The organism is Bacillus sp. SRL543, from assembly GCF_984799205.1.
On sequence record NZ_OZ481794.1, the window covers coordinates 2,179,016 to 2,198,629 of the forward strand.

At 44.0% G+C, this 19,614-nt stretch carries 24 protein-coding genes and 1 pseudogene; 22 read left to right on the top strand and 3 right to left on the bottom strand.

The features are described from left to right. Window positions 1-477 precede the first annotated feature (477 nt). The 3 genes from AC4E8B_RS10950 to AC4E8B_RS10960 all read left to right on the top strand — a co-directional run bounded on the left by AC4E8B_RS10950 (window position 478) and on the right by AC4E8B_RS10960 (window position 1,794). Window positions 478-693 carry a helix-turn-helix transcriptional regulator gene (locus tag AC4E8B_RS10950; protein ID WP_490218931.1) on the top strand — a complete coding sequence of 72 codons (216 nt, stop codon included), beginning with the start codon at window positions 478-480 and terminating at the stop codon, window positions 691-693. A 4-nt stretch (window positions 694-697) separates the two neighbouring features. After that, complete coding sequence (locus tag AC4E8B_RS10955; RefSeq protein WP_490218933.1) at window positions 698-1,072, top strand: permease; 375 nt, start codon at window positions 698-700, stop codon at window positions 1,070-1,072. 86 nt (window positions 1,073-1,158) lie between these two features. Beyond that, a complete protein-coding gene (locus AC4E8B_RS10960) occupies window positions 1,159-1,794 on the top strand; it encodes an FMN-dependent NADH-azoreductase (RefSeq protein ID WP_490218935.1) in 636 nt (211 codons plus the stop codon). 45 nt (window positions 1,795-1,839) lie between these two features. Here the strand turns inward: AC4E8B_RS10960 and AC4E8B_RS10965 are convergent, their stop codons facing one another. Both AC4E8B_RS10965 and AC4E8B_RS10970 read right to left on the bottom strand, forming a co-directional pair. Continuing rightward, complete coding sequence (locus AC4E8B_RS10965) at window positions 1,840-2,466, bottom strand: FMN-dependent NADH-azoreductase (RefSeq protein WP_490218937.1); 627 nt, start codon at window positions 2,464-2,466, stop codon at window positions 1,840-1,842. A gap of 235 nt (window positions 2,467-2,701) precedes the next feature. After that, complete coding sequence (locus tag AC4E8B_RS10970; RefSeq protein ID WP_490218938.1) at window positions 2,702-2,866, bottom strand: hypothetical protein; 165 nt, start codon at window positions 2,864-2,866, stop codon at window positions 2,702-2,704. A 339-nt stretch (window positions 2,867-3,205) separates the two neighbouring features. Between AC4E8B_RS10970 and AC4E8B_RS10975 the strand changes: the two are divergent. The 19 genes and pseudogenes from AC4E8B_RS10975 to AC4E8B_RS11065 all read left to right on the top strand — a co-directional run. Continuing rightward, window positions 3,206-3,532, top strand: a pseudogene (locus AC4E8B_RS10975) (PAS domain-containing protein); the annotation flags it as partial. Window positions 3,533-3,580: 48 nt separating this feature from the next. After that, window positions 3,581-4,075, top strand: a complete 495-nt coding sequence (locus AC4E8B_RS10980; protein WP_490219628.1) for a methyl-accepting chemotaxis protein — start codon at window positions 3,581-3,583, stop codon at window positions 4,073-4,075. A gap of 504 nt (window positions 4,076-4,579) precedes the next feature. Continuing rightward, window positions 4,580-5,239: an L-serine ammonia-lyase, iron-sulfur-dependent subunit beta gene (gene sdaAB / locus AC4E8B_RS10985; RefSeq protein ID WP_490218940.1), complete on the top strand. Its 660-nt coding sequence runs from the start codon at window positions 4,580-4,582 to the stop codon at window positions 5,237-5,239. Window positions 5,240-5,265: 26 nt separating this feature from the next. Then, window positions 5,266-6,138 (top strand): L-serine ammonia-lyase, iron-sulfur-dependent, subunit alpha, encoded by an 873-nt coding sequence (sdaAA, locus tag AC4E8B_RS10990; RefSeq protein ID WP_490218942.1) that lies wholly within the window; start codon window positions 5,266-5,268, stop codon window positions 6,136-6,138. A gap of 249 nt (window positions 6,139-6,387) precedes the next feature. Further along, on the top strand, window positions 6,388-7,434 hold the full coding sequence (locus AC4E8B_RS10995; RefSeq protein ID WP_490218944.1) for a hypothetical protein: 1,047 nt from the start codon (window positions 6,388-6,390) through the stop codon (window positions 7,432-7,434). 13 nt (window positions 7,435-7,447) lie between these two features. After that, window positions 7,448-8,164, top strand: a complete 717-nt coding sequence (locus AC4E8B_RS11000; protein WP_490218946.1) for a class I SAM-dependent methyltransferase — start codon at window positions 7,448-7,450, stop codon at window positions 8,162-8,164. Window positions 8,165-8,174: 10 nt separating this feature from the next. Next, on the top strand, window positions 8,175-9,065 hold the full coding sequence (locus AC4E8B_RS11005) for a phosphotransferase family protein (protein ID WP_490218948.1): 891 nt from the start codon (window positions 8,175-8,177) through the stop codon (window positions 9,063-9,065). Window positions 9,066-9,175: 110 nt separating this feature from the next. Continuing rightward, window positions 9,176-10,123 (top strand): Gfo/Idh/MocA family protein, encoded by a 948-nt coding sequence (locus tag AC4E8B_RS11010; protein ID WP_490218950.1) that lies wholly within the window; start codon window positions 9,176-9,178, stop codon window positions 10,121-10,123. Window positions 10,124-10,145: 22 nt separating this feature from the next. Next, a complete protein-coding gene (locus AC4E8B_RS11015) occupies window positions 10,146-10,994 on the top strand; it encodes a GNAT family N-acetyltransferase (protein ID WP_490218952.1) in 849 nt (282 codons plus the stop codon). A 60-nt stretch (window positions 10,995-11,054) separates the two neighbouring features. Further along, the gene (locus tag AC4E8B_RS11020; protein ID WP_490218954.1) at window positions 11,055-11,981 is read left to right on the top strand and encodes an aminoglycoside phosphotransferase family protein; all 927 of its coding nucleotides are present in this window, start codon (window positions 11,055-11,057) and stop codon (window positions 11,979-11,981) included. Continuing rightward, the gene (locus AC4E8B_RS11025) at window positions 11,978-12,424 is read left to right on the top strand and encodes a GNAT family N-acetyltransferase (RefSeq protein WP_490218955.1); all 447 of its coding nucleotides are present in this window, start codon (window positions 11,978-11,980) and stop codon (window positions 12,422-12,424) included. Before AC4E8B_RS11020 ends, AC4E8B_RS11025 begins: the two co-directional genes overlap by 4 nt. Window positions 12,425-12,572: 148 nt before the next feature. Continuing rightward, window positions 12,573-12,980: a GNAT family N-acetyltransferase gene (locus AC4E8B_RS11030; RefSeq protein WP_490218957.1), complete on the top strand. Its 408-nt coding sequence runs from the start codon at window positions 12,573-12,575 to the stop codon at window positions 12,978-12,980. A 53-nt stretch (window positions 12,981-13,033) separates the two neighbouring features. Continuing rightward, entirely contained in the window at window positions 13,034-14,287 is a 1,254-nt protein-coding gene (locus AC4E8B_RS11035; RefSeq protein WP_490218959.1) for an MFS transporter, read from the top strand. 123 nt (window positions 14,288-14,410) lie between these two features. Beyond that, window positions 14,411-14,914 carry an ArsR/SmtB family transcription factor gene (locus AC4E8B_RS11040; protein WP_490218961.1) on the top strand — a complete coding sequence of 168 codons (504 nt, stop codon included), beginning with the start codon at window positions 14,411-14,413 and terminating at the stop codon, window positions 14,912-14,914. A gap of 16 nt (window positions 14,915-14,930) precedes the next feature. Further along, window positions 14,931-16,187, top strand: a complete 1,257-nt coding sequence (locus AC4E8B_RS11045; protein ID WP_490218963.1) for an MFS transporter — start codon at window positions 14,931-14,933, stop codon at window positions 16,185-16,187. 162 nt (window positions 16,188-16,349) lie between these two features. Beyond that, the gene (locus tag AC4E8B_RS11050; protein ID WP_490218964.1) at window positions 16,350-16,748 is read left to right on the top strand and encodes an NUDIX hydrolase; all 399 of its coding nucleotides are present in this window, start codon (window positions 16,350-16,352) and stop codon (window positions 16,746-16,748) included. Between the two features lie 72 nt (window positions 16,749-16,820). Further along, window positions 16,821-17,225: an NUDIX hydrolase gene (locus AC4E8B_RS11055; RefSeq protein ID WP_490218966.1), complete on the top strand. Its 405-nt coding sequence runs from the start codon at window positions 16,821-16,823 to the stop codon at window positions 17,223-17,225. Window positions 17,226-17,297: 72 nt separating this feature from the next. Then, window positions 17,298-17,669: a YhfM domain-containing protein gene (locus AC4E8B_RS11060; RefSeq protein WP_490218968.1), complete on the top strand. Its 372-nt coding sequence runs from the start codon at window positions 17,298-17,300 to the stop codon at window positions 17,667-17,669. A 261-nt stretch (window positions 17,670-17,930) separates the two neighbouring features. After that, window positions 17,931-18,392, top strand: a complete 462-nt coding sequence (locus tag AC4E8B_RS11065) for an SRPBCC family protein (protein WP_490218969.1) — start codon at window positions 17,931-17,933, stop codon at window positions 18,390-18,392. 235 nt (window positions 18,393-18,627) lie between these two features. Here the strand turns inward: AC4E8B_RS11065 and AC4E8B_RS11070 are convergent, their stop codons facing one another. Next, complete coding sequence (locus tag AC4E8B_RS11070) at window positions 18,628-19,545, bottom strand: nuclease-related domain-containing protein (protein WP_490218971.1); 918 nt, start codon at window positions 19,543-19,545, stop codon at window positions 18,628-18,630. Window positions 19,546-19,614: the final 69 nt, after the last annotated feature.

The following is a 19,614-nucleotide window of genomic DNA, read 5'->3' on the forward strand; positions in this document are numbered from 1 at the left end:
TGATTCAGGATAGAATTGGTAGAAAAAAACGTGATTTTTGTTAAAAAGCAAGCTGAATTAATGAAATTAATGTGCGATTCGGTAGAAAATAGGCGCTATTCGGTAGAAAAAGCCGCAGAATGATGAAAAAGCCCCCAACCTCTCTCTTTAAATTGGCCTATTTTAGCTGAGGAGGCAGCCTTTCATGGGAATTGTGCTTTTTTTAGAGGATTCAGCCCGCTTAGAGGGCAGTAATAGTGATCCCAGCCACCTTGCCAACACCCACTATTTTCATTCCTGGCAAAAATAGTGGTTCCAGCAACCATGCCTAGGCCCACTATTATCATTTCCACCAGAAATAATGGGTTCCAGCCCCTCATCTAATTTACCCTCTCTCAAAAATCAAATTCCGTCCCGGGCTTCCTATAACCATTTTTATGTAAAGTCACCTTGACGTTAAGCTTCCTTTACAATATAGTAAAACCAAGGAGGACGTTTATGAAAAATAATTTGGCAGAGCTAAGAAAAAACTATGGTTTTTCGCAGGATAAGCTTGCGGCCAGGCTGGGTGTCTCACGGCAGACGATCATCAGTATTGAAAAAGGGAAATATTCGCCTTCGCTTCCGCTGGCATTCCAAATTGCTAAAACCTTTGATACAACGATTGAGCATATTTTTATATATGAAGAAGAACCAAACAAGAAAGGAGATTGAAGGAATGGAATCAAGACTTACTTTTAATATATGCGGGGGCCTGTTCTTAATCATGACGCTCTTTATGGCGGTCATCGGCATAGCAGCAGGCGAAGGTATTCTGCCCCAGGCCTGGACACTGCTTTCGCTGACAGTGATGAGCTTTTCAATGGGATATTTGTATCCGCAGTTCAAGCAAAAAGACGAAAGAATGAAGCAAATCAGACAGAAAGGCCTGTTTTATGCTTATTTTGCACTCATTGTCTATTTTCTCATCTTTTTTCTGCTGCTTGGCCTTAAGGTAATTGACATCTCCGCTTTGCAGCTGCTGCAGATTTTATCCAGTCTTACCATCAGCACGGTCTTTTTGTCCATGGTATTCGTTTCTAAAAGGATTTGACAGGGACGGGGGAATTTAACAGAACTGAAATCCTGCCAAATTGAGAAAGCTAACAAGGTAAATCTCAATAAAAAGGCGGGTATTATATGGCAACTTTATTATATATCACTGCACATCCCCATGATGAAACGCAATCCTTCAGCATGGCTGCCGGCACGGCTTTTGTTGAATCCTACCGGGAATCCCATCCAGAGGATGAGGTTATAAGGCTTGACTTGTATAAAGAGCATATTCCCCAGATTGATGCTGATGTATTCAGCGGATGGGGCAAACTTCGTACAGGCAGCTCTTTTGATGATTTGTCTCAGGAGGAGAAAGATAAAGTAAACAGGCTTTCTGAATTGACTGAGCAATTTGTGTCTGCCGACAAATATGTGTTTGTCACACCAATGTGGAATTTCTCTTTTCCACCAGTGATGAAAGCTTATCTTGATTCCATATGTACAGCGGGGAAGACTTTCAAATATACAGAAGAGGGGCCTGTAGGGCTTCTTCCTGATAAAAAGGCCCTCCATATCCAGGCGCGCGGAGGAATCTATTCTGAAGGACCGGCTGCCGAGATGGAGATGGGTCACCGTTATATCGGGATTATTATGCAGTTCTTCGGTATTCCTTCATTTGAAGGCATCTTTATCGAAGGCCATAATCAATTCCCGGACCGCGCCCAGCAAATAAAAGAAGACGGTGTGGCCAGGGCAAAAGAGAAAGCAAAAAGCTTTTAAGCACAAAAAAAGAGATTTCTGCACTGCAGAAATCTCTTTTCATATTTAGAATTTTGCAGCTGCATCTGCAGACTGCTTGATGCCTTCAGAAATGATTTCCTCTGCTTTATCAGGGAACTGGTTGTGCCCCTCGGTCACGATGGAAGTGACGTCCTGGACTCCGAAGAAAGCCAGAAGTGTACTTACATACTTCTCAGACATTTCGACCTCTGCAGCAGGGCCTTCTGAATAAACTCCGCCCCTGGCATTCAGCAAAGCAACTTTTTTATCAGAAAGAAGACCTACAGCTCCGCTTTCAGTGTATTTGAACGTTTTGCCTGCTTGTGCAAGATAGTCAAAATAGGTGTGCAGGACTGCAGGTACTGTGAAGTTCCAGAGCGGGAATGCGAATACTGCCTTGTCTGCCTGGATGAATTGGTCAAGATACTTTGTGACGCGGGCAGCAGCAGTTTCTTCCTCTGCAGTAAGCTCCATTCCCTGGCCCTGCTTGTACATAGCTGTAATATGGAGATTATCATAATAAGGAAGGTTTTCCTCAAACAAGTCCAGCTCAGTGATTGTATCTTCCGGGTGGTTCTCTTTGTAGCTGCTTAAAAATGCATCGTACATTTGCACGCTGACAGCCTGGTCGGCCGGACGTGAGTTTGCTTTGATGAATAAAACGTTTGACATAAGAATAATTCCTCCGTTAATAACTATGAAGTTTTTTCCGCATGCTAAATACCTTTAATTCAAGATAATGAGCGGATATTGGCTATTATAGCTAGTGTGGCTGGAAGGGTCAAAACATCTGCTTGTAGAACAAAAGATTTTTGGCTTACTGATCCTATAGTCTACAACAGGATCAGTAAGCCGAGAAAAAAGGGAAACGCCGGTCTCCCTTCATAAATGGTTGTGCAAGCCACGTTTAAGATGATGTTTTTAATTGGCGCGCCTTCCTTTTTCCCCACATTTTTTTCACGATCGGATAAGCTATGGGTGCCCACTTAATGACGTTTTTCAGCAGCTTCTTCATGGCATGATACCTCCTGTGTTTATTTTCATACCTATTCCCTTTCAGTGCCGGGGACAAACCTGCAGAAAACAGCAGCAGTCTGCTATTAAAGACTGCAGGCGCCTTTTAGAAAATATGTGTGTCAAATATTGATGTGTAGCTATTTTGTTACATTGTAAAACTATACTCTGAGTTGTTTGCCGCTTACACGGACTAGTACAATAGTCATGTGAAGGTGGATGCAGAGAATTTTAAAGCGAGCTTTAACGAGCAGCAGCCATGCTGACATGCTTCCTTAGATGATTTTGCTGCAAAAGCATCGGCCTGAATAAAAGGAGAAGAGGAAAAGCATTGACATTGACAGTACCAGCTAACAATATTTCCGATACATCACAGATTCTGGATGAGGGGGCCGTATTGGCTGCCATTGATAGATCACATGCAATGATCGAGTTCAGCCCGCAAGGAACTGTACTATGGGCAAATCGTAATTTTGCAAGTACTATGGAATATGACGTAAATGAAATGAAAGGTATGCATCACCGGAGATTTTGTACCGATGAATTTGCCAATAGCCCGGCATATGCAATATTATGGAAAAACTTAAGGGGCGGCAAAAGCTTTCAGGAAAAAATACAGCGGGTTACCAAAAGCGGCAATCTGATTTGGCTTGAAGCTACATATACACCTGTGCGGGATGAAGAAGGAAATGTCATCGCCGTGGTGAAATTAGCTACCAATATAAATGAAAGAGAAAGCAATACGGTTGCGGTAGCGACCGAGCTTCAGGAAATGGCAGGAGAGCTGCTGAACCGGGCCGAGCACGGAATCGCCAGGAGCGAAGAAGCGGCAGAAGCATCAGAGAAGCTTGCGGGCGATTCAAGAGAGAATCTCAAAATGCTTGATACTCTAAAAACGCAGGCGTTGTCTATCGGCGATATTGTAAAAACAATCCGTGAAATCGCGGCCCAGACAAATCTTCTTGCCTTGAATGCTGCCATCGAGGCAGCCAGGGCAGGGGAGCATGGAAGAGGATTCAATGTTGTCGCCGGGGAGGTCAGGAAACTAGCCACGCGGGTCCAGGAATCCATCGGTGAAGTGAACGCCCACATCGAAGGCATTTCAGGCGAGGTGAAACATATCAGCGAAGCAACCAAGCAGTCCAGGGACGGCATCGATAAAAGCAGATTATTGAACGAACAGGCGATGGCAGAATTCAAGGGCATAGAGAGTGCGGCCCGATCGCTTGATGCAAGGGCTAAGGTGTTTAAAGATATATTAAAATAATGCACAGCGCATGGAGACCGGCCTAACTCAGATAGCCGGTTTTTCGTTGTATTCAATGAGGAAAACCTGCAAGGATTTTTGCTGCAGTGATGGCAGTGTGATAAAAAATATTTTAACTTTGACCGTATTTATGATACTATGAAGCTGACATGCTTTGTAAGCGATTGCAAAAGTGGGTTTCGGGTAAATTCAGTCCGCTCTTCTTTAGAGCAGCCGAGTTTATAAGGTAAGAGTCAACCTGGTTCGCCTTTTACTTGCAATTCTTCTTATCCCGGTGTAAGCTTAAGTGCTTAAGAATAAATTTCGGTTTGATCCTGCTTCCATGAAATCTGTGCGGGATTATTTTCATGCAAACAAATGCCAGAAAACTTATTATGTCAGCCTAATGTCAGCCTAAGAGTGCTATGTTAGTGCTAAAAATACAAAAAAAATCGGGATGTATTGAATAACATATATTGAAACATGAACATGTGAAAAAACACTTAATATTGCGAGGGTTGCAAAATGAAATATAGAAGTGCTTTTGATATTATCGGCCCGGTAATGATCGGCCCATCAAGTTCACATACAGCAGGTGCCGCGCGCATTGGAAGGGTGGCAAGGACCTTATTTGGAAAAATGCCTGCAAAAGCGGTCATTTCCCTGTACGGCTCATTCGCCAAAACATATAAGGGGCATGGTACAGATGTAGCCATTGTTGGCGGACTGCTCGATTTCGACACATTCGACGAAAGGATCCCCCAGTCATTGGGACTGGCTAAGGAAGCGGGCCTTGACATTGAATTCAGGATAGAAGACACTGTCATGGAACATCCCAATACTGTATCCATACACCTGACTGACGGCAATCAGGAGCTGGATCTGACAGGCATCTCGATCGGAGGAGGCACCATAGAAATTACAGAGCTGAACTCCTTCAAACTCAAGCTGTCTGGAAATCCCGCCATACTTGTCATCCATAATGACCAGTTCGGTGCGATATCCGCTGTCACCCATGTGCTGGCAATGCACCGGATCAATATCGGACATATGGAAGTTTCGCGCAAAGAAAAGGGCCAGATGGCAATGATGGTCATTGAAGTGGACCAGCGCATCGATCTGGACGTGATCAGAGAATTGGAACAGCTTCCTAATATCACACAAATCATCAGAATGGCAGAATAGAAGATTAGGAGCCGGGAGGGAATACGATGTTATTTCGCAATGTAGCAGAAGTAGTCGAACTTGCCGAAAGCAAGGGCGTTAAAATAGCTGAAATCATGATTCAGCAGGAAATAGAAGTATCAGGACGGACACGCGAGGAAATCATTGCCCAGATGGACCGCAATCTGACCGTAATGGAAGAAGCGGTCGAACGCGGCCTGAAAGGCGTCAAATCGGTTTCCGGCCTTACAGGCGGAGACGCGGTCCTCTTGCAGAACTATATAAAAAGCGGAAAAGCTTTATCCGGAAACCTGCTTCTTGATGCAGTAAGCAAAGCGGTTGCCACCAACGAAGTCAATGCCGCAATGGGCGTCATCTGTGCCACACCGACAGCCGGATCAGCGGGGGTTGTGCCAGGCACCCTGTTCGCAGTGAAAGAAAAGCTGAACCCGACAAGGCAGGAAATGATTGAATTCCTATTCACATCAGCAGCCTTCGGATTTGTCGTCGCCAACAACGCTTCCATTTCCGGAGCTGCCGGCGGCTGCCAGGCTGAAGTAGGTTCAGCGAGCGGAATGGCGGCCGCAGCTATTGTTGAGCTTGCGGGGGGAACCCCTTCCCAGGCAGCAGAGGCTATGGCCATCACCTTGAAGAATATGCTCGGCCTTGTCTGTGACCCGGTTGCAGGTCTGGTTGAAGTCCCTTGTGTAAAAAGGAACGCAATGGGCGCATCGAACGCCATGACGGCTGCCGATATGGCACTTGCCGGCATCACCAGCCGGATTCCGTGTGATGAAGTTATCATTGCTATGTATAAAATCGGACAATCCATGCCATCTGCCCTGCGTGAAACTGCAGAAGGCGGGCTTGCCGCTACTCCAACCGGAAAAAGGCTGCAGGCTGAAATTTTTGGAAAATAAAGTGCTGAAGGAATCCCCTGCTTTTAAGAGCGGGGGATTTTTTGCGTTCTTCTTTTGTTAAAAAAAGTGAACATGATGGGAATTAGACATCAGGCAGTAAAGCACGTTTTATAATTGAAAATAAAGAAGAGAAATTTGCAGGAAAATCAAGAAAGTGCTTCTGGGATATGTTATTATGAATTTACGTAATAACATAATTATTTTTCGGAACTATATCAGCATGCAATGAAGGGCAGGTGCCACCTGACAATGATATTCAAAGAAGAGCTCAGGCTTATAAAAAACCAGCTGGAAATTCTGATGGAGAAAGCTGACAGCATGGAAGCTGCTTCTCCTCACCAGCAAAGCGATGAAGAGAAGCAGTGTACCAGTATAACCTATAGCGGGACAATAACCGCACAAGAGGGAAACAATAGGTGGAAGCCGGCATCTAAAACGCTCAGTGAAGTGCTGGCGCCCGACAGCGGCAGCCTTGCAAAGATTCTCTCCTCTCTGGGGCATAAACAGAGAATAGAAATGATCAAGTCACTTTTGCGGGAGCCCAAGAATGCCAACGAATTAGTCATGGAATTGGGGATGGGGACAACAGGACAGCTTTACCACCATATGAAGCCGCTGCTGCACGCAGGCATCATTGAACAAAAAGAACGGGGAGGCAGCTATTCAATCGCACCAGATAAAATTCTCCCTATACTCCTTCAGCTGGCAGGGGCAGCAGAAATGTTTGAGAGCAGCCGCTATATGGCACTCGAAGCGCTGAGGGAAGAACCTGAAAACTTGATGAATGACGGGAAATATGAAGCAGATATATTGCTGTTTTCACTTATCCATCATGCAGTCCAGGAGCATGAAGCAGGCCATGCATCCAGAATAAATGTCTACCTGCACAGCGATGGAAGTGCGACTGTTTCCGATGATGGCCGCGGCATCCCGGTTTCCCTGCTGGAAGGAACCAGCTTAAGCAGGCTTCAGGATGTGCTGACAGATGTCGGCAAAAATTATCTGGAGCATTCATCCGATGAAAAAGCCGGTATCCCTGCAGCGGCAATAAACGCTTTTTCAGAAAAGCTGACGGCTTTGATTAAAAAAGACAAGCAGATCTACAGGCAGGAATATCAGTATGGCAAAGCTCTTGCACGGGTGGTTCCAATAGGGGAAACGACTGAAACAGGAACGAGCATCACCATTCTGCCTGATAAAAAAGTGTTTAAAGCCGGGTTCAATTCAGCAAACCTGGAGGAGGAAATGAAGAGGCTGCAGGGACTTTATCCGAATTTATCACTGTCGCTGCAATGAAGGGAGAATGAAGATGGCTGAAACAGAGACGATTAGAACCGCAGAAGATGTAATGAACATGCTGGATTGCCTGCTCAAAGAGAAGTCCTCATTCCAATGGGACCAATTTTATGAACAAAGGGGAAATCCTGTCCCTTTTTTCAGGAATGTTCCCGATGAGAATTTGGCTGCTTATTTCAATGAGGCGCAGGTTCCGGCAGGAAAGGTGCTGGAACTCGGCTGCGGACCGGGCAGGAATGCGATATTTATGGCAGGAAAAGGGTGCACAGTGGATGCGGTTGATTCTTCCAAAGAAGCACTAAATTGGGCAAGGGAGAGAATGACGGAAAATCAGTCCGATGTCATTTTCGTTGAAGCTGACATATTCCAGCTGGACTCAAAATTTACTGATTATGACTTCATTTATGATTCGGGCTGCTTTCACCATATCCCGCCGCACCGGAGAGCCGATTACTATGCCATATTGCAGAACAGGCTGAAGCCAAATGGCTATTTTGCCCTGACATGCTTTGAAGAAAACGGAGAGCTGGGCGGTTCCCCGCAATCAGACTGGGACGTCTATAGAGAACGCAGCATGAAGGGCGGCCTCGGCTTCACAAAGGAAAAACTCCTGCACTTATTCAGCGATTTTAGAGCAGTTGACATCAGGCCGATGAAAAAGAAGAACAATGATGAAGCAGAGTTCGGTGTATCCGGACTGCTTGCAGCTCTTTTTCAAAAGAAAAAATAGGAGAACTACCATGGAAGATAAAATAAAGCGGTTATTAAGGAGCGTAAAGGAAGAGTGCGAGGGTAAATTCAAAATCCAGCATATTGAACCCTTTGCGTTTGGCGTTGAAAATTGCGTGTTCAAGGGATTTTCCCCTGAGTGGGGCAAGGTAGCCATCCGGACTCCATGGTCAAGGCAGATTGACAGGGAAACGGATACCATCAACGATTCAAGGCTGGGGCTGCAGAAAGAGTATGCTTTGACTGCACACAGCAGGAGGCATGGCCTGCCGGTCCCGGCGATCTGCCACCTGTATCTTGGCGAAACAGCAGATTTTCTGGTTCAGGAGTTAATAGAAGGAGATCAGAGTGTTTCAATTGAAGAAATAGGAAGAATGGCAAAGGAGCTGCACAGTATCGAGGCATTGCCGGAGACTGGCATTTCTGAGCAGGACGTGCACCAGTCATTGGCTGAAAGGATCGTAATCAGGGCCAAAGCAGCTGAAAGAGTTCTGGAGTGCAGCCTGCCTCTGCCTGACTCTGAAGAAATTTTCAGGATTTTTTCTTCATTCGAGCAGAAGAAACGGCTGCTTCATATGGATCTCCGGCCGGAGAACCTGATTTTTCAAAAAGGAAAGGCGGCAGCTGTCATTGACTGGACGAATGCCCTGATTGGAGATCCGGTCCTCGAGCTTATGAGGATAAAAGATTATGGGCTCCTGACAGAAGACTTTTTCCGGGGATATACAGGGGCAGAGCTGGAAATGGAAAGGGTGCCGGAAGCAGTCCGCTATCTGTATCAGCTGGATACATCAGCCATGCTTACTGTGTTATTTTATACTGAACTCAAGGATCCTGTGCAGGGGGAAGCAGCAGGAAGAAGAGTAAGGGAGCTTCATAGAAAAATAGCCAAATTGTTATAGTACATAATATTATTATGTAAACAATAGTAACTTTACATATTCGAATCCCCATTTCCTGCACAATAAGCTATAATAGGAATTGTCTAAAGATTAGAAATAGGAGTGTTGGCATGTCTAAAAATGTGGGGATTATTGGCCTTGGTGCCATTGGGGAGAGAGTGCTGAGAAATTTTCAGTATAATGAAGGAACTAGGGTCGCAGCACTTTGCGACACGAATGAAACCCGGCTCGAGGAACTGAAAAGCGAACTTGGAGAAGTATCTTTGTACAGCAACTATGAGGATTTATTGGATAATGAAGAAATTGAACTGGTATACATAGCGGTGCCGCCAAAGTTCCATCACCAGATTGCTTTGGACAGCATCAAAAAAGGAAAGCATATTCTCTGTGAAAAGCCGCTGGCCAACTCACTCGAAGAGGCTAGGGAAATGGCAGAAGCTGCAGAGGCTGCCGGCATTGTCAATGCTATCAATTTCCCGATGATGTACAGCAATGTTTTCTCCCTTTTCAAGGAAAAAGCAGCAGATGGGACGCTTGGTGAAATCAAGCGGGTTGAGGTGAATCTGCATTTCACTGAATGGCCAAGAAAATGGCAGAAAAATAATTGGATCGCCGGCAGGGAGCAGGGCGGATTTATCCGCGAAGTCGGCCCGCACTATATCCAGATGATTCTGGATGTTTTCGGAGACATCAAGGATGTCCGTTCTTTTGTCGACTACCCTGAAGACCCGGATTTATGCGAAACAGGATTTGTGGCAGTGATGACGGCTGGCGAAAATATTCCTGTCGTCTTCAACGGAGCGAGCGGGATAGGCCAGCAGGAAAAAATTTCTTTTAAGATTTTTGGCGAAAAGGGCACCATCGATCTGCAGAACTGGAGCCAGCTGGCCGAAAGCACCGTGGATGCTGATGCCGAAATGCTTCCCATCCAACGGGAAAATGACATGGATCTTGTCAGTGAAATCTGCCATAGCATTGATGGTGGAAAAGCAAGGATTGTCAGCTTTAAACAAGGATACAAGGTGCAGGAAGTCCTTGAGCAGCTGCTGAATACATAATAAAGGACCTGGGGGAAGGACAATGGGTTTGCGTTTTACGGTATTTGAAAACCCGCAGGAATTCCTGCAAAGAACAGAAGCTTTTCTGCTGGAACGGGAAGCTGAAAACAATCTTCCGCTTGGGCTGCTTTATCAGGCTGCTGAGCCTGACAGCCCTTATAAAAATCCCTTCCTTGCATTGGTAGAAAGGGAGGCAGAAATTATAGCAGCACTCATCATGACACCGCCGCACTATCTGATATGGTCTGCAGGAGACATTCCTGATGAAGCGGCTGCTTTGGTCCTGCGTGAGCTTTTTGAAAGAAACATTCCCTTTCCAGGAATCGTGGCACCAAAGGAAACAGCGCAGAAGGCTGAAGCGGAATGGAAGAGATTGACCGGTGCCGGCAGTGAAACTGTGATGGATCAAAGGATCTATGTCCTGGATGAGGTGAACGATCTTCCGTATTCAGGCGGAACACTAGCTCTGGCTTCTGAAAAAGATGAGGAGCTCGTCGCAGGATGGATATCCGATTTCAGCAGAGCCACTCCCGAAAATACCCTGAGCATAAAAGAAGCAACGAAAAAGGCACAGCAGTTCATAGCAGAAGAATCTGTTTATTTATGGCTGGAGGATGGCAGGCAGGTTTCGATGGCGAAAAAAGCAAGGCCAACCAAAAATGGCGTTGTTGTCAATCTCGTCTATACGCCGGATGAGGAGCGGAAGAAAGGCTATGCTTCAGCCTGTGTGGCGGCATTGAGCAGGGAATTGCTGAAATCCTACAAGTTTTGCTCACTCTACACGGATTTAGCCAATCCCACCTCCAATCATATCTACCAGGCAATAGGCTATAAACCGGCAGCCGATTCTGTGATGCTGAAGTGGGTGTAATATTGAAAAATGCGAGGCCAAATCCCGGTGATTTGGCCTTTTATTGTCGGAGGTGAAAAGATGATCGAACTGTTGGCACGTGAGATTCCGCTGCTCAGGAAAAGCAAAGATATTGTCTCTATCCAAAAAGGGTTTTCACAGGATGAAAAATACATCATTCATTTTGATGAAAATAAAAAACTATCTCTGCGCCTATTTGACCTGACAAAACTCGCCTCTAAAAAACAGGAATTCTCCATTTTGAAGAAGATGCAAAGTTATGGCGTCTCCTGCTCCCAGCCTATAGAGATTGGCGAGGCAGGAGAAAGAGGATATATGATCACAACCTTTATCGAGGGGAAAGATGCGGAGGAAGAAATAAAGTACCTCAGTGAACAGAATCAGTATGATATCGGGGCAGCGGCCGGAAAAGAATTGAGGAAAATGCATCAGCTATCTGCACCTCCTGGAACTCCTTCCTGGTATGATAGGAAAGCTGAAAAACACAGGAAGTATATGGAGGCATATTCTTCATGCGGAGTGAAGATCAAACATGACGATAAGATCATCTCTTTTATTGAAGAAAATCTTCACAGGATGAAAAATCGTCCCAGCTATTTTCAGCATGATGACTTTCACCCGGGCAACCTGATCATCCAAAATAACAGATTGGCAGGGATTATTGATTTTAATCGGTTTGATTGGGGAGACCCGATTCATGAATTTTTGAAAATCGGCATCTTCAGCCGGAATGTGAGCATTCCTTTTTCGATTGGGCAAATAAAAAGCTATTTTGATGATGAAGAACCGGGGGAGACATTCTGGACCCTGTATTCTGTCTACCTGGCGATGTGCGTTTTTTCCTCCGTCATATGGGCATTAAAACATACACCGAAAAACTTGGACGAAATGATTGGAAAAATAGAAATATTTTTGGAGGATCATGATTATTTTAATAGATTGAAGCCGAAGTGGTACGATTTGCAGCAGAGGAGGAAGTTTCAGTGAAAGTAAACTATCAATTTTCTGCCGAAATGCCAAAAAAGGAACACCTGGATGCAATCCTTGCATTGCATGCTGGCATTTTCGGAGAATCAGGCCAGCTGGAAAAAAAGATGGCGGATAAACCTAAGCTGCTTGTTGGAGTTGCGATCTATCAGGATGAGGTAATTGGCTACAAAATTGGCTATGAACTGGAAGAAAGCAAGTTTTACAGCTGGCTTGGCGGCGTGGCTGAGGAGTTCAGAGGGAAAGGCATTGCTTCCAGAATGATGGAGAAGCAGCATGAATATATCAAAGGCTGCGGGTATAAGGTGGTCCAGACAAAAACGATGAACAAGTGGCGCGACATGCTGATTTTGAATATAAAGCACGGATTTGATGTCCTGGGAACATATATTGATGAAAAAGGAATGCATAAAATCGTCCTTGAGAAAAAAATGATGGAATAAGAAAACTTTAATGGAAGAAAAAGGTTTTGGAAGATTTTTGTCGAAATATTCCATATTATACTTTTCGGAGGTATACAGGTGTTTCTATTATTTATTGAGATCAGGGAAATCAACATTACCTAATTAAATGACAGGAGTTGAATTTCTTATGATCTACACAAGCTCATTAAAAGGGATTTCGTCTGAAATGCTGAAAGGCTTTTTCGACGGCTGGCATAACCCTCCTTCGCCGGAGACACATCTGAAACTGCTGGAAAACAGCTTTAAAGTGGTCCTTGCCATCGATGAAAAAACGGAGCAGGCAGCAGGATTCATCACTGCCATCAGTGACAATGTGCTCTCAGCGTATATCCCATTGCTCGAAGTACTTCCGGAATATCAAAACCTGGGGATTGGAAAAGAGCTTTTATCCAAGATGCTAGAAGAACTTGATGGCCTTTATATGATTGATCTGCTTTGTGATGATTCCCATGCTCCGTTCTATGAGAAGGCGGGAATGACAAAAGCCGGCGGAATGGTAATCAGAAATTACGAGAGGCAATCAGGTATAAAATAGGGTAAGCACAGGGAATTTCTCTGTGCTTTTTCTAAAAGGACGAAGGAGCATATATGAAACAATTTTTATCTTTTGATGAAACCATCCGAATAAGAATGCTGTTAAAATTCTTCACCGTGCTTGTTCATACGATGGTCATGCCTTACACGGTCGTCTATTTTGCTGCGAAAATCGGGCCTTCTTTAACAACTATGATGATAATCATCATTGGAATTATTAGTATCATAGGATATCTTTTAGGCGGTCGGGCAGCTGACACGTTCGGACGGAAAAGAGTCATCATCACCAGTGAATTGATGACCGGGTTCGGCTTTTTGCTTGTATGCTTTTTTGATTCCCTCCACCACTTTTACGCCATTCCTATTGTAATGGCATTCAGCTTTATTTACTTTTTTGAAAGTGCCTCTAATCCCGCATATTCTGCTTTAATCATTGATGCGAGCAATGAAAATAACAGAAAAATCATCTATACATACTTTATGTGGATTTCAAGTACTGCATTTGCGGGCGGAAGCTTATTGGGAGGATTTCTTTTTGAAAATCATTCTTCCATGCTGTTCTTTATAGTTGGCCTAACTTCTATATTATCCGCAATATTGACCTCGCTGCTAATAAAAGACATTCCTCTTAAAACTGCTGATACAATCACTGAGCTGCCAGCCGTTCGAGCAAAGAATCTAAGTATTTTTGCCTCACAATTATTTCTTTTCTTATGCCTAGGGCAGCTGCTGATCAATATATTGAAAGAACAATTCCCCAATTATTTAAGCATCAGGATCGTGTCAAAATATCCTGTTGGGGATATTGATATCTCAGGATACAAGATGATCGGCTATTTAAATTTAGAAGAAACGATCATCATCACAATAGCAGCCGGCATCATTTTCAAGCTGACCAAAAGGCTTTCGGAAAAAATGTCCCTCATGCTGGGCTTGGTGCTGTTTGTTCTGGGCTATGTCTGCCTAAGCTACTTCATACATCCAGCCCTTTTGATGCTGGGAATGCTGTTCATTTCTGCCGGCGGGCTCATCTATCTGCCAACCCTTCAGGCCATCACCGCAAAATCGCTTCCTTCACACTCAAGAGGAAAGCATTTATCGGTCCTTGGACTCGTGGGGGCGGTTGGAGGGATGATTTCCAGTTTATTTATTTGGGCGATGGAATATATACCGGAAATAGGAATTACTTTAATTTTTGTTGGAATGGGGATCTTTTTGGTGGGGGTTTATTGGAGGGTTTATCATTTTGCCTATTTTGAGAATGTCCAAGGGCGTGTGGAAAAGAAAAATGTTATTAGTGTGGAGTGATTGATTAGACTACCTGTTATTGGAAAAAACTTTACAAATGAATTTTTTTCCAGTAAGGTAGTCTTTAAAGGTGATCTAATATTTTAGAATGATTTAATTTTTTAGAATGAGAGTGGGTTTTTCATGGCAAAGAAGGATAAAATGCCTCATCAAATTTCTGTTGAGCAGTCTAAGTTATTAGGAAATGCTTTGCGCATCAAGATTATAAGCGTTCTGCAGGAGAAACCGCTTACTTCTAAGCAAGTATCCGAGTTATTAGGAAACTCACCAGGAAGTGTGCATTATCATATTCAAAAGCTGAATGAAGGGGGCCTGATCGAGCTTGTCGAGACCAAGGCTTCAGGAGGAATCATCGAAAAGTATTATAAAGCGAAATCAAAATGGTATCAGACAAAAGGCGGCATTGAGCTGGATCCGGCTTTAAGTGCAGAAAATGGTCAATGCTATTCTACGAATCTGAGCCTGCGGCTATTCCTTAAAGAAGAAGAAAGAGATAGATTCCTTGAAGATGTTAAAAACTTGCTTGAAAAGTGGGTCAAAAACTCGGATCTCAGCAATGTAGATGAAATGCAGGAATATGCAGTTGGATTAAGGCTGGTGGAAGCCATGAAAAAAGAAGATCATTAAGATTGGAGAATCCGCGATGGGGATATTTAAGAATAAGAACTTTACATTGCTGTTTTTAGGCAGAATTGTTTCCAATATTGGAGACAGTCTGTATGCTGTTGCCGCTATGTGGCTGGTATACGATTTGGGCGGATCAACTTTTTATACTGGACTGGCAGGATTTCTATCTTTTTTTCCCAGGATTGTTCAACTCCTTGCAGGCCCGTTCGTAGACCGTATCCCCATCAGGTCCTTGCTGGTATACTCCCAGCTAATTCAAGCAGTATTGCTTCTCATTGTTCCTATCGCTTCTTATTTTGATCATCTAACTGTTGCACTTGTTTTAATAATCACTCCGATATTAACCACACTTAATATGTTCATGTTTCCTGCCCAGATGGCAGCATTGCCGACTTTCGTTGAGGAAAAAGATTTAAGCAAAGGAAATTCTCTTTTTACTCTAGCCTATCAAGGAATTGACATTGCATGCAACGCGGTGTCAGGTATTCTGATCGTTATGGCTGGTGCGATTTCTATTTACCTGCTAGATGCAGCAGCCTTTTTGCTTGGGGCATATGTTTTTTCCTTGATTCTAATACCAAGTAAAAAAGCTGTTCCAGTTATTACAGAAACTAAACCGAAATATTTTTCCGAGCTAAAAGATGGTGTGAGAATGATCCTTTTTACCCCCCTGGCAAGACTGCTGTACGGGATTATTCTTGTAAATCTGGCAATGGGAGCCACATTTGTTGTTCTCCCTGCTTATGGAAAAATAATGGGTGGTGCTGAATCCTATGGACTGCTTCTGACCGCCCAGGCAATCGGAAGCCTTGCAGGCGCAATGGCAGCTCCTTACATAAAGCTGGATTATATTCCAATCGGAAAATTATATGCTGCTGCTTTTTGCTTAAGCGGAATAGCCTGGGGGCTGTCTATTTTCTCCCCATGGAATTGGCTGGCGATTGTGCTTTTCGGACTTGCTTTTATACCGGGTGCTGTTACCAATATTGCGATCAACACAGTTATTCAAAAAGCTATCCCCGAAAAGCTGCTTGGGAGGGTATTTTCAGCCGTAATGAGCTTAAGCGGAATCGCTTTTCCACTTGGAGGCTTGGCTGGAGGAACTTTGGGTGTCATCATTGGTGCTGAATTAATCATATTGATCAGCGGTATCATAACCTTTCTTACAGGAATCGCCTGGATCATAGATCCTGTGACAAGGAAGCTGCCGCCTTCAAAAGAGATTGATTCTTCTGTATTTGAACTTGGGAAGGTGGTTGGGAAAGGGGCGTAAGATTAATATGTAGTGATTTTTGAACAAATGGAAGGTCTGATTATTGAAAACATCGCCTAAATATTTTGGAGGAATTTATATATGCAAGTAGTTCCCATAAGATGCACAGGCATTGCTGCAATCCTAATAAAAAAGTTTGAGAAGGAAAGCAAGGTATTACTTTTGAAAAGAGCAGGAACTGTTTTGCCGGATGCCTGGTGCTATATTGGCGGCAGCATAGAGGAAGGGGAAACCGCCTGGGAGGCGGCTTTAAGAGAGATAAAAGAAGAAACAGGCATCTCGCTGCCCTATCTTTATGTATCCAACCAATATGATCAGATATACTCTGCAAAAGACAACTATATCTACATGGCGCCTGTTTTTGTCGGCTATGTTCCGGAGCATCAGGAAGTTATCTTAAATCATGAACATTCAGCTTACAGATGGATGTCATTTGCGGAAGCGATTGAAACCGCGGCATTGCCGGGGAATGATGCGGTTTTGATGAGTGTAGAAAGACATTTTGCAAAAAAGAACCCGCCTGACTACTTACGTGCTGGCAAACTGGAGGAAGCCCGCTGATATGGAAAATCAATCAAAAATGCACCGGGCTTTTGGTGTGCATGGCCTCTTTTTCGAAAAAGAAAAATCCTCGTGATTAACAAAAAAGGCGGTCCATACACCAATCGCTATGATCTGCCGGGAGGAAGCCTTGAGGATTCAGAAAGCCTGCCTATGGTTTTAAGGATAGAGTTTCTTGAAGAAACAGGCATGGAGATAGAAATCATCCGGAATATCGGTGTTATTGATTTCATGCTTCCTTGGGATTGGAAGGAAAATACCCATGTGCATCATATCTGTGTTTTTTATGAAGTTGGGGGCACTGAAGATTTTACTCAGCCGATGCAGTTTGAAGGCCAGGATTCGCTGGGAGACTTATGGATTGCTGGGCATGAAGCAAGCTTGGACAATGCTTCGCCATTAGTGGTGAAAGCATTTGAATGGCTGAGGACTGAAAAGTTGGGTATTGATGCGGAGGCTATGATGATTGGGAAGTGAAGGGCTAGTTGAAAAAATTCTTGAGGTAACTTCTTGAATGGAAAAACGTCTAACCTGTAAGAGGTGATTTTTTTGAAAAAAAGGGTCCTGATTATTTTGGCGGCATTAGTTCTTTTTGCCGGATGGAACCTGTGGCCTGAGAAGGTTGAGACAGTAGAAGTGTATAAAATGGCAAGCTTCTCATCAGTAAAAGAGGATTCCAAGATTACATTTTCCGGCCAGCGGAAAGTCAAGGCCTTCAGAAGCGCTTTTAAGAAAGCCAGGAAACAGCCAGGTGCAGTGGACATGGCTGATCCGCATTATAAAGTCATTTTGGGGGAAGAGAGCTATTTTCTTTGGGTTGATAAGAACCATGGAACGATTATGAACTTGGAAGATACGAATACCATCTATAAGCTTTCTCGATGGTCGGCTGTTAGGATTGGGAGAATGTTGAGCGAGTGACTTCTTATTTTTGTTTAGCAGAGTACTAACAGATATAGCTGCTTTTAGGTAACTACATCCGTCTCATATAAAAACAAGCAGAGGTTTTCAGGGACCATGCAAGGAATGGCCAATCATTACGAATAAGAAGAGTTAATTGGAAAGGTTACTATAAAATATTTGAATCCTGAACTGGGAAGGACAGTCCTCTTTGGAAAGCTGTCCTTTTTGTGTTGTTAGGTTAAAATAATCTAGTAAACTCAAAAATGAGGAGTCTCCAAAATGCCAACAATCAAACATTCACAACTCATAAAAGCACCAATTGAAGTTTGTTTTGATCTTGCGAGAAGTGTTGAAGTGCATACACAAACAACATCAAGAACACAGGAAAGGGCAGTTGGGGGGGTGACCAGCGGATTGCTTGAAAAAGGCGATATGGTAACTTGGGAGGCCGTGCATTTCGTTATCAGACAGAGGCTGACGGCTAAAGTGACAGTTATGGAAAAGCCTTATCGGTTTGTCGATATCATGGTGAAAGGCGCTTTCAAGACGTTTGTTCATACCCATGAATTTTTGGAGGAAGCTGAAGGTACGGTTATGAATGATACTTTTCAATATGAATCGCCTTTTGGACTGCTGGGAATTGCAGCTGATAAGCTGTTTTTGGAGAGGTATATGCGGGAGTTTATAGTGTTTCGGGCTGAGGGGTTGAGGGAGTTGGCTGAGAAGGGGGGAGAGCAATGAACTAAGACCCTCTAAACCCAAAAACTCCAAATAGAGGGTGCTAGTCAGAAGGACTAAGACCCTCTAAACCCAAAAACTCCAAACAGAGGGTGCTAGTCAGGGGGACTAAGACCCTCTAAACCCAAAAACTCAAAATAGAGGGTGCTAGTCAGGAAGACTAAGACCCTCTAAACACAAAAACTCGAAAAAGAGGGTGCTAGTCGGGAGGACTAAGATCCTCTAAACCCTCCCCTGCCTATGAACGGTCGATAAAATAGGAAGATTTACTGCTTCCTCTGCGATCATAGTTGCCCGTTAGTGCTTTACGAATGGTTTTTCTGTTTTTAATAACCCCACACCACTCATAAATCCCATTAGTAGTCAATTTCCTATCCGGAAAAAGTAGCTTATATTCTTCTGCAGCACGTATAATAGCTGCGGTGTAGCTTTCTTTTCCTCCACAATCCGCGCATTTCAAGTTTTTCCCATCAAAATCCTCATACAACACCCCACACCCCCTACACCCAATCCCCTTCCTCAACCCATCCCACCCATACTCCGGCACAGATGAAAAAGGTGATTTATCAAGGTGGGCAGCGGCCAGTCTGTCTGCGAGTTTGGTATGTGCTGATGACAGTTTCAGTGAGGTATCCTTCTTTAGAGGAGCGGCAAAGCGGTTGAGCTGCGGGTGGAATACGGCAGGGAGGTTGAGAGGGGCTTGATAGAGCTGGAATTCCGGGTTGATGAAGATGAGGTGGGATTGGATTTTGGTTTTGCAGCCTAGTTCCTGGAGGAGCCGGCGGAACAGCTGCTCGTTTCTTTTGAGCTGCAGGAGGGGATTTTTGATTTCGGTTTTTGAGGCGGTGAACCATTGATCTCCTTCTGCCACAAAGTCGCCTTCGAAGTTTTTGACTTCAAAGAGATAAACGATGTATGCGGTGATCAGCACTGAGTCGATTTGAAATAAGGTATTATTCATTTCCAGCAGCAAATCGTTTAAAATCAGGCCTCCTTCTGTTACAGAAATCAACCATTCATCAAATTGAAGCTCGCCCTGGTAGCCTTTCTCTAAATTAGAATAGTAGGTTCCATCTTTAGGTGACAAATCCATACGGGAATGTAAGGCCCTAAAAAGACTCAACTCGCGTGATTCTGTCCGTGTTTTTACAATCAATCATCATCACTCCTTTTGTCATATTTTAACATAAACAAAAAGAACAGGCGCATATAAAAGCCTGTTCCC

Excerpts from the sequence above, each read along its gene's own strand:
- AC4E8B_RS10950 (WP_490218931.1), top strand. The coding sequence starts at position 478 with ATGAAAAATAATTTGGCAGAGCTAAGAAAAAACTATGGTTTTTCGCAG.
- AC4E8B_RS10955 (WP_490218933.1), top strand. The coding sequence starts at position 698 with ATGGAATCAAGACTTACTTTTAATATATGCGGGGGCCTGTTCTTAATC.
- AC4E8B_RS10960 (WP_490218935.1), top strand. The coding sequence starts at position 1,159 with ATGGCAACTTTATTATATATCACTGCACATCCCCATGATGAAACGCAA.
- AC4E8B_RS10965 (WP_490218937.1), bottom strand. The coding sequence starts at position 2,466 with ATGTCAAACGTTTTATTCATCAAAGCAAACTCACGTCCGGCCGACCAG.
- AC4E8B_RS10980 (WP_490219628.1), top strand. The coding sequence starts at position 3,581 with ATGGCAGGAGAGCTGCTGAACCGGGCCGAGCACGGAATCGCCAGGAGC.
- sdaAB (WP_490218940.1), top strand. The coding sequence starts at position 4,580 with ATGAAATATAGAAGTGCTTTTGATATTATCGGCCCGGTAATGATCGGC.
- sdaAA (WP_490218942.1), top strand. The coding sequence starts at position 5,266 with ATGTTATTTCGCAATGTAGCAGAAGTAGTCGAACTTGCCGAAAGCAAG.
- AC4E8B_RS10995 (WP_490218944.1), top strand. The coding sequence starts at position 6,388 with ATGATATTCAAAGAAGAGCTCAGGCTTATAAAAAACCAGCTGGAAATT.
- AC4E8B_RS11000 (WP_490218946.1), top strand. The coding sequence starts at position 7,448 with ATGGCTGAAACAGAGACGATTAGAACCGCAGAAGATGTAATGAACATG.
- AC4E8B_RS11005 (WP_490218948.1), top strand. The coding sequence starts at position 8,175 with ATGGAAGATAAAATAAAGCGGTTATTAAGGAGCGTAAAGGAAGAGTGC.
- AC4E8B_RS11010 (WP_490218950.1), top strand. The coding sequence starts at position 9,176 with ATGTCTAAAAATGTGGGGATTATTGGCCTTGGTGCCATTGGGGAGAGA.
- AC4E8B_RS11015 (WP_490218952.1), top strand. The coding sequence starts at position 10,146 with ATGGGTTTGCGTTTTACGGTATTTGAAAACCCGCAGGAATTCCTGCAA.
- AC4E8B_RS11020 (WP_490218954.1), top strand. The coding sequence starts at position 11,055 with ATGATCGAACTGTTGGCACGTGAGATTCCGCTGCTCAGGAAAAGCAAA.
- AC4E8B_RS11030 (WP_490218957.1), top strand. The coding sequence starts at position 12,573 with ATGATCTACACAAGCTCATTAAAAGGGATTTCGTCTGAAATGCTGAAA.
- AC4E8B_RS11035 (WP_490218959.1), top strand. The coding sequence starts at position 13,034 with ATGAAACAATTTTTATCTTTTGATGAAACCATCCGAATAAGAATGCTG.
- AC4E8B_RS11040 (WP_490218961.1), top strand. The coding sequence starts at position 14,411 with ATGGCAAAGAAGGATAAAATGCCTCATCAAATTTCTGTTGAGCAGTCT.
- AC4E8B_RS11045 (WP_490218963.1), top strand. The coding sequence starts at position 14,931 with ATGGGGATATTTAAGAATAAGAACTTTACATTGCTGTTTTTAGGCAGA.
- AC4E8B_RS11065 (WP_490218969.1), top strand. The coding sequence starts at position 17,931 with ATGCCAACAATCAAACATTCACAACTCATAAAAGCACCAATTGAAGTT.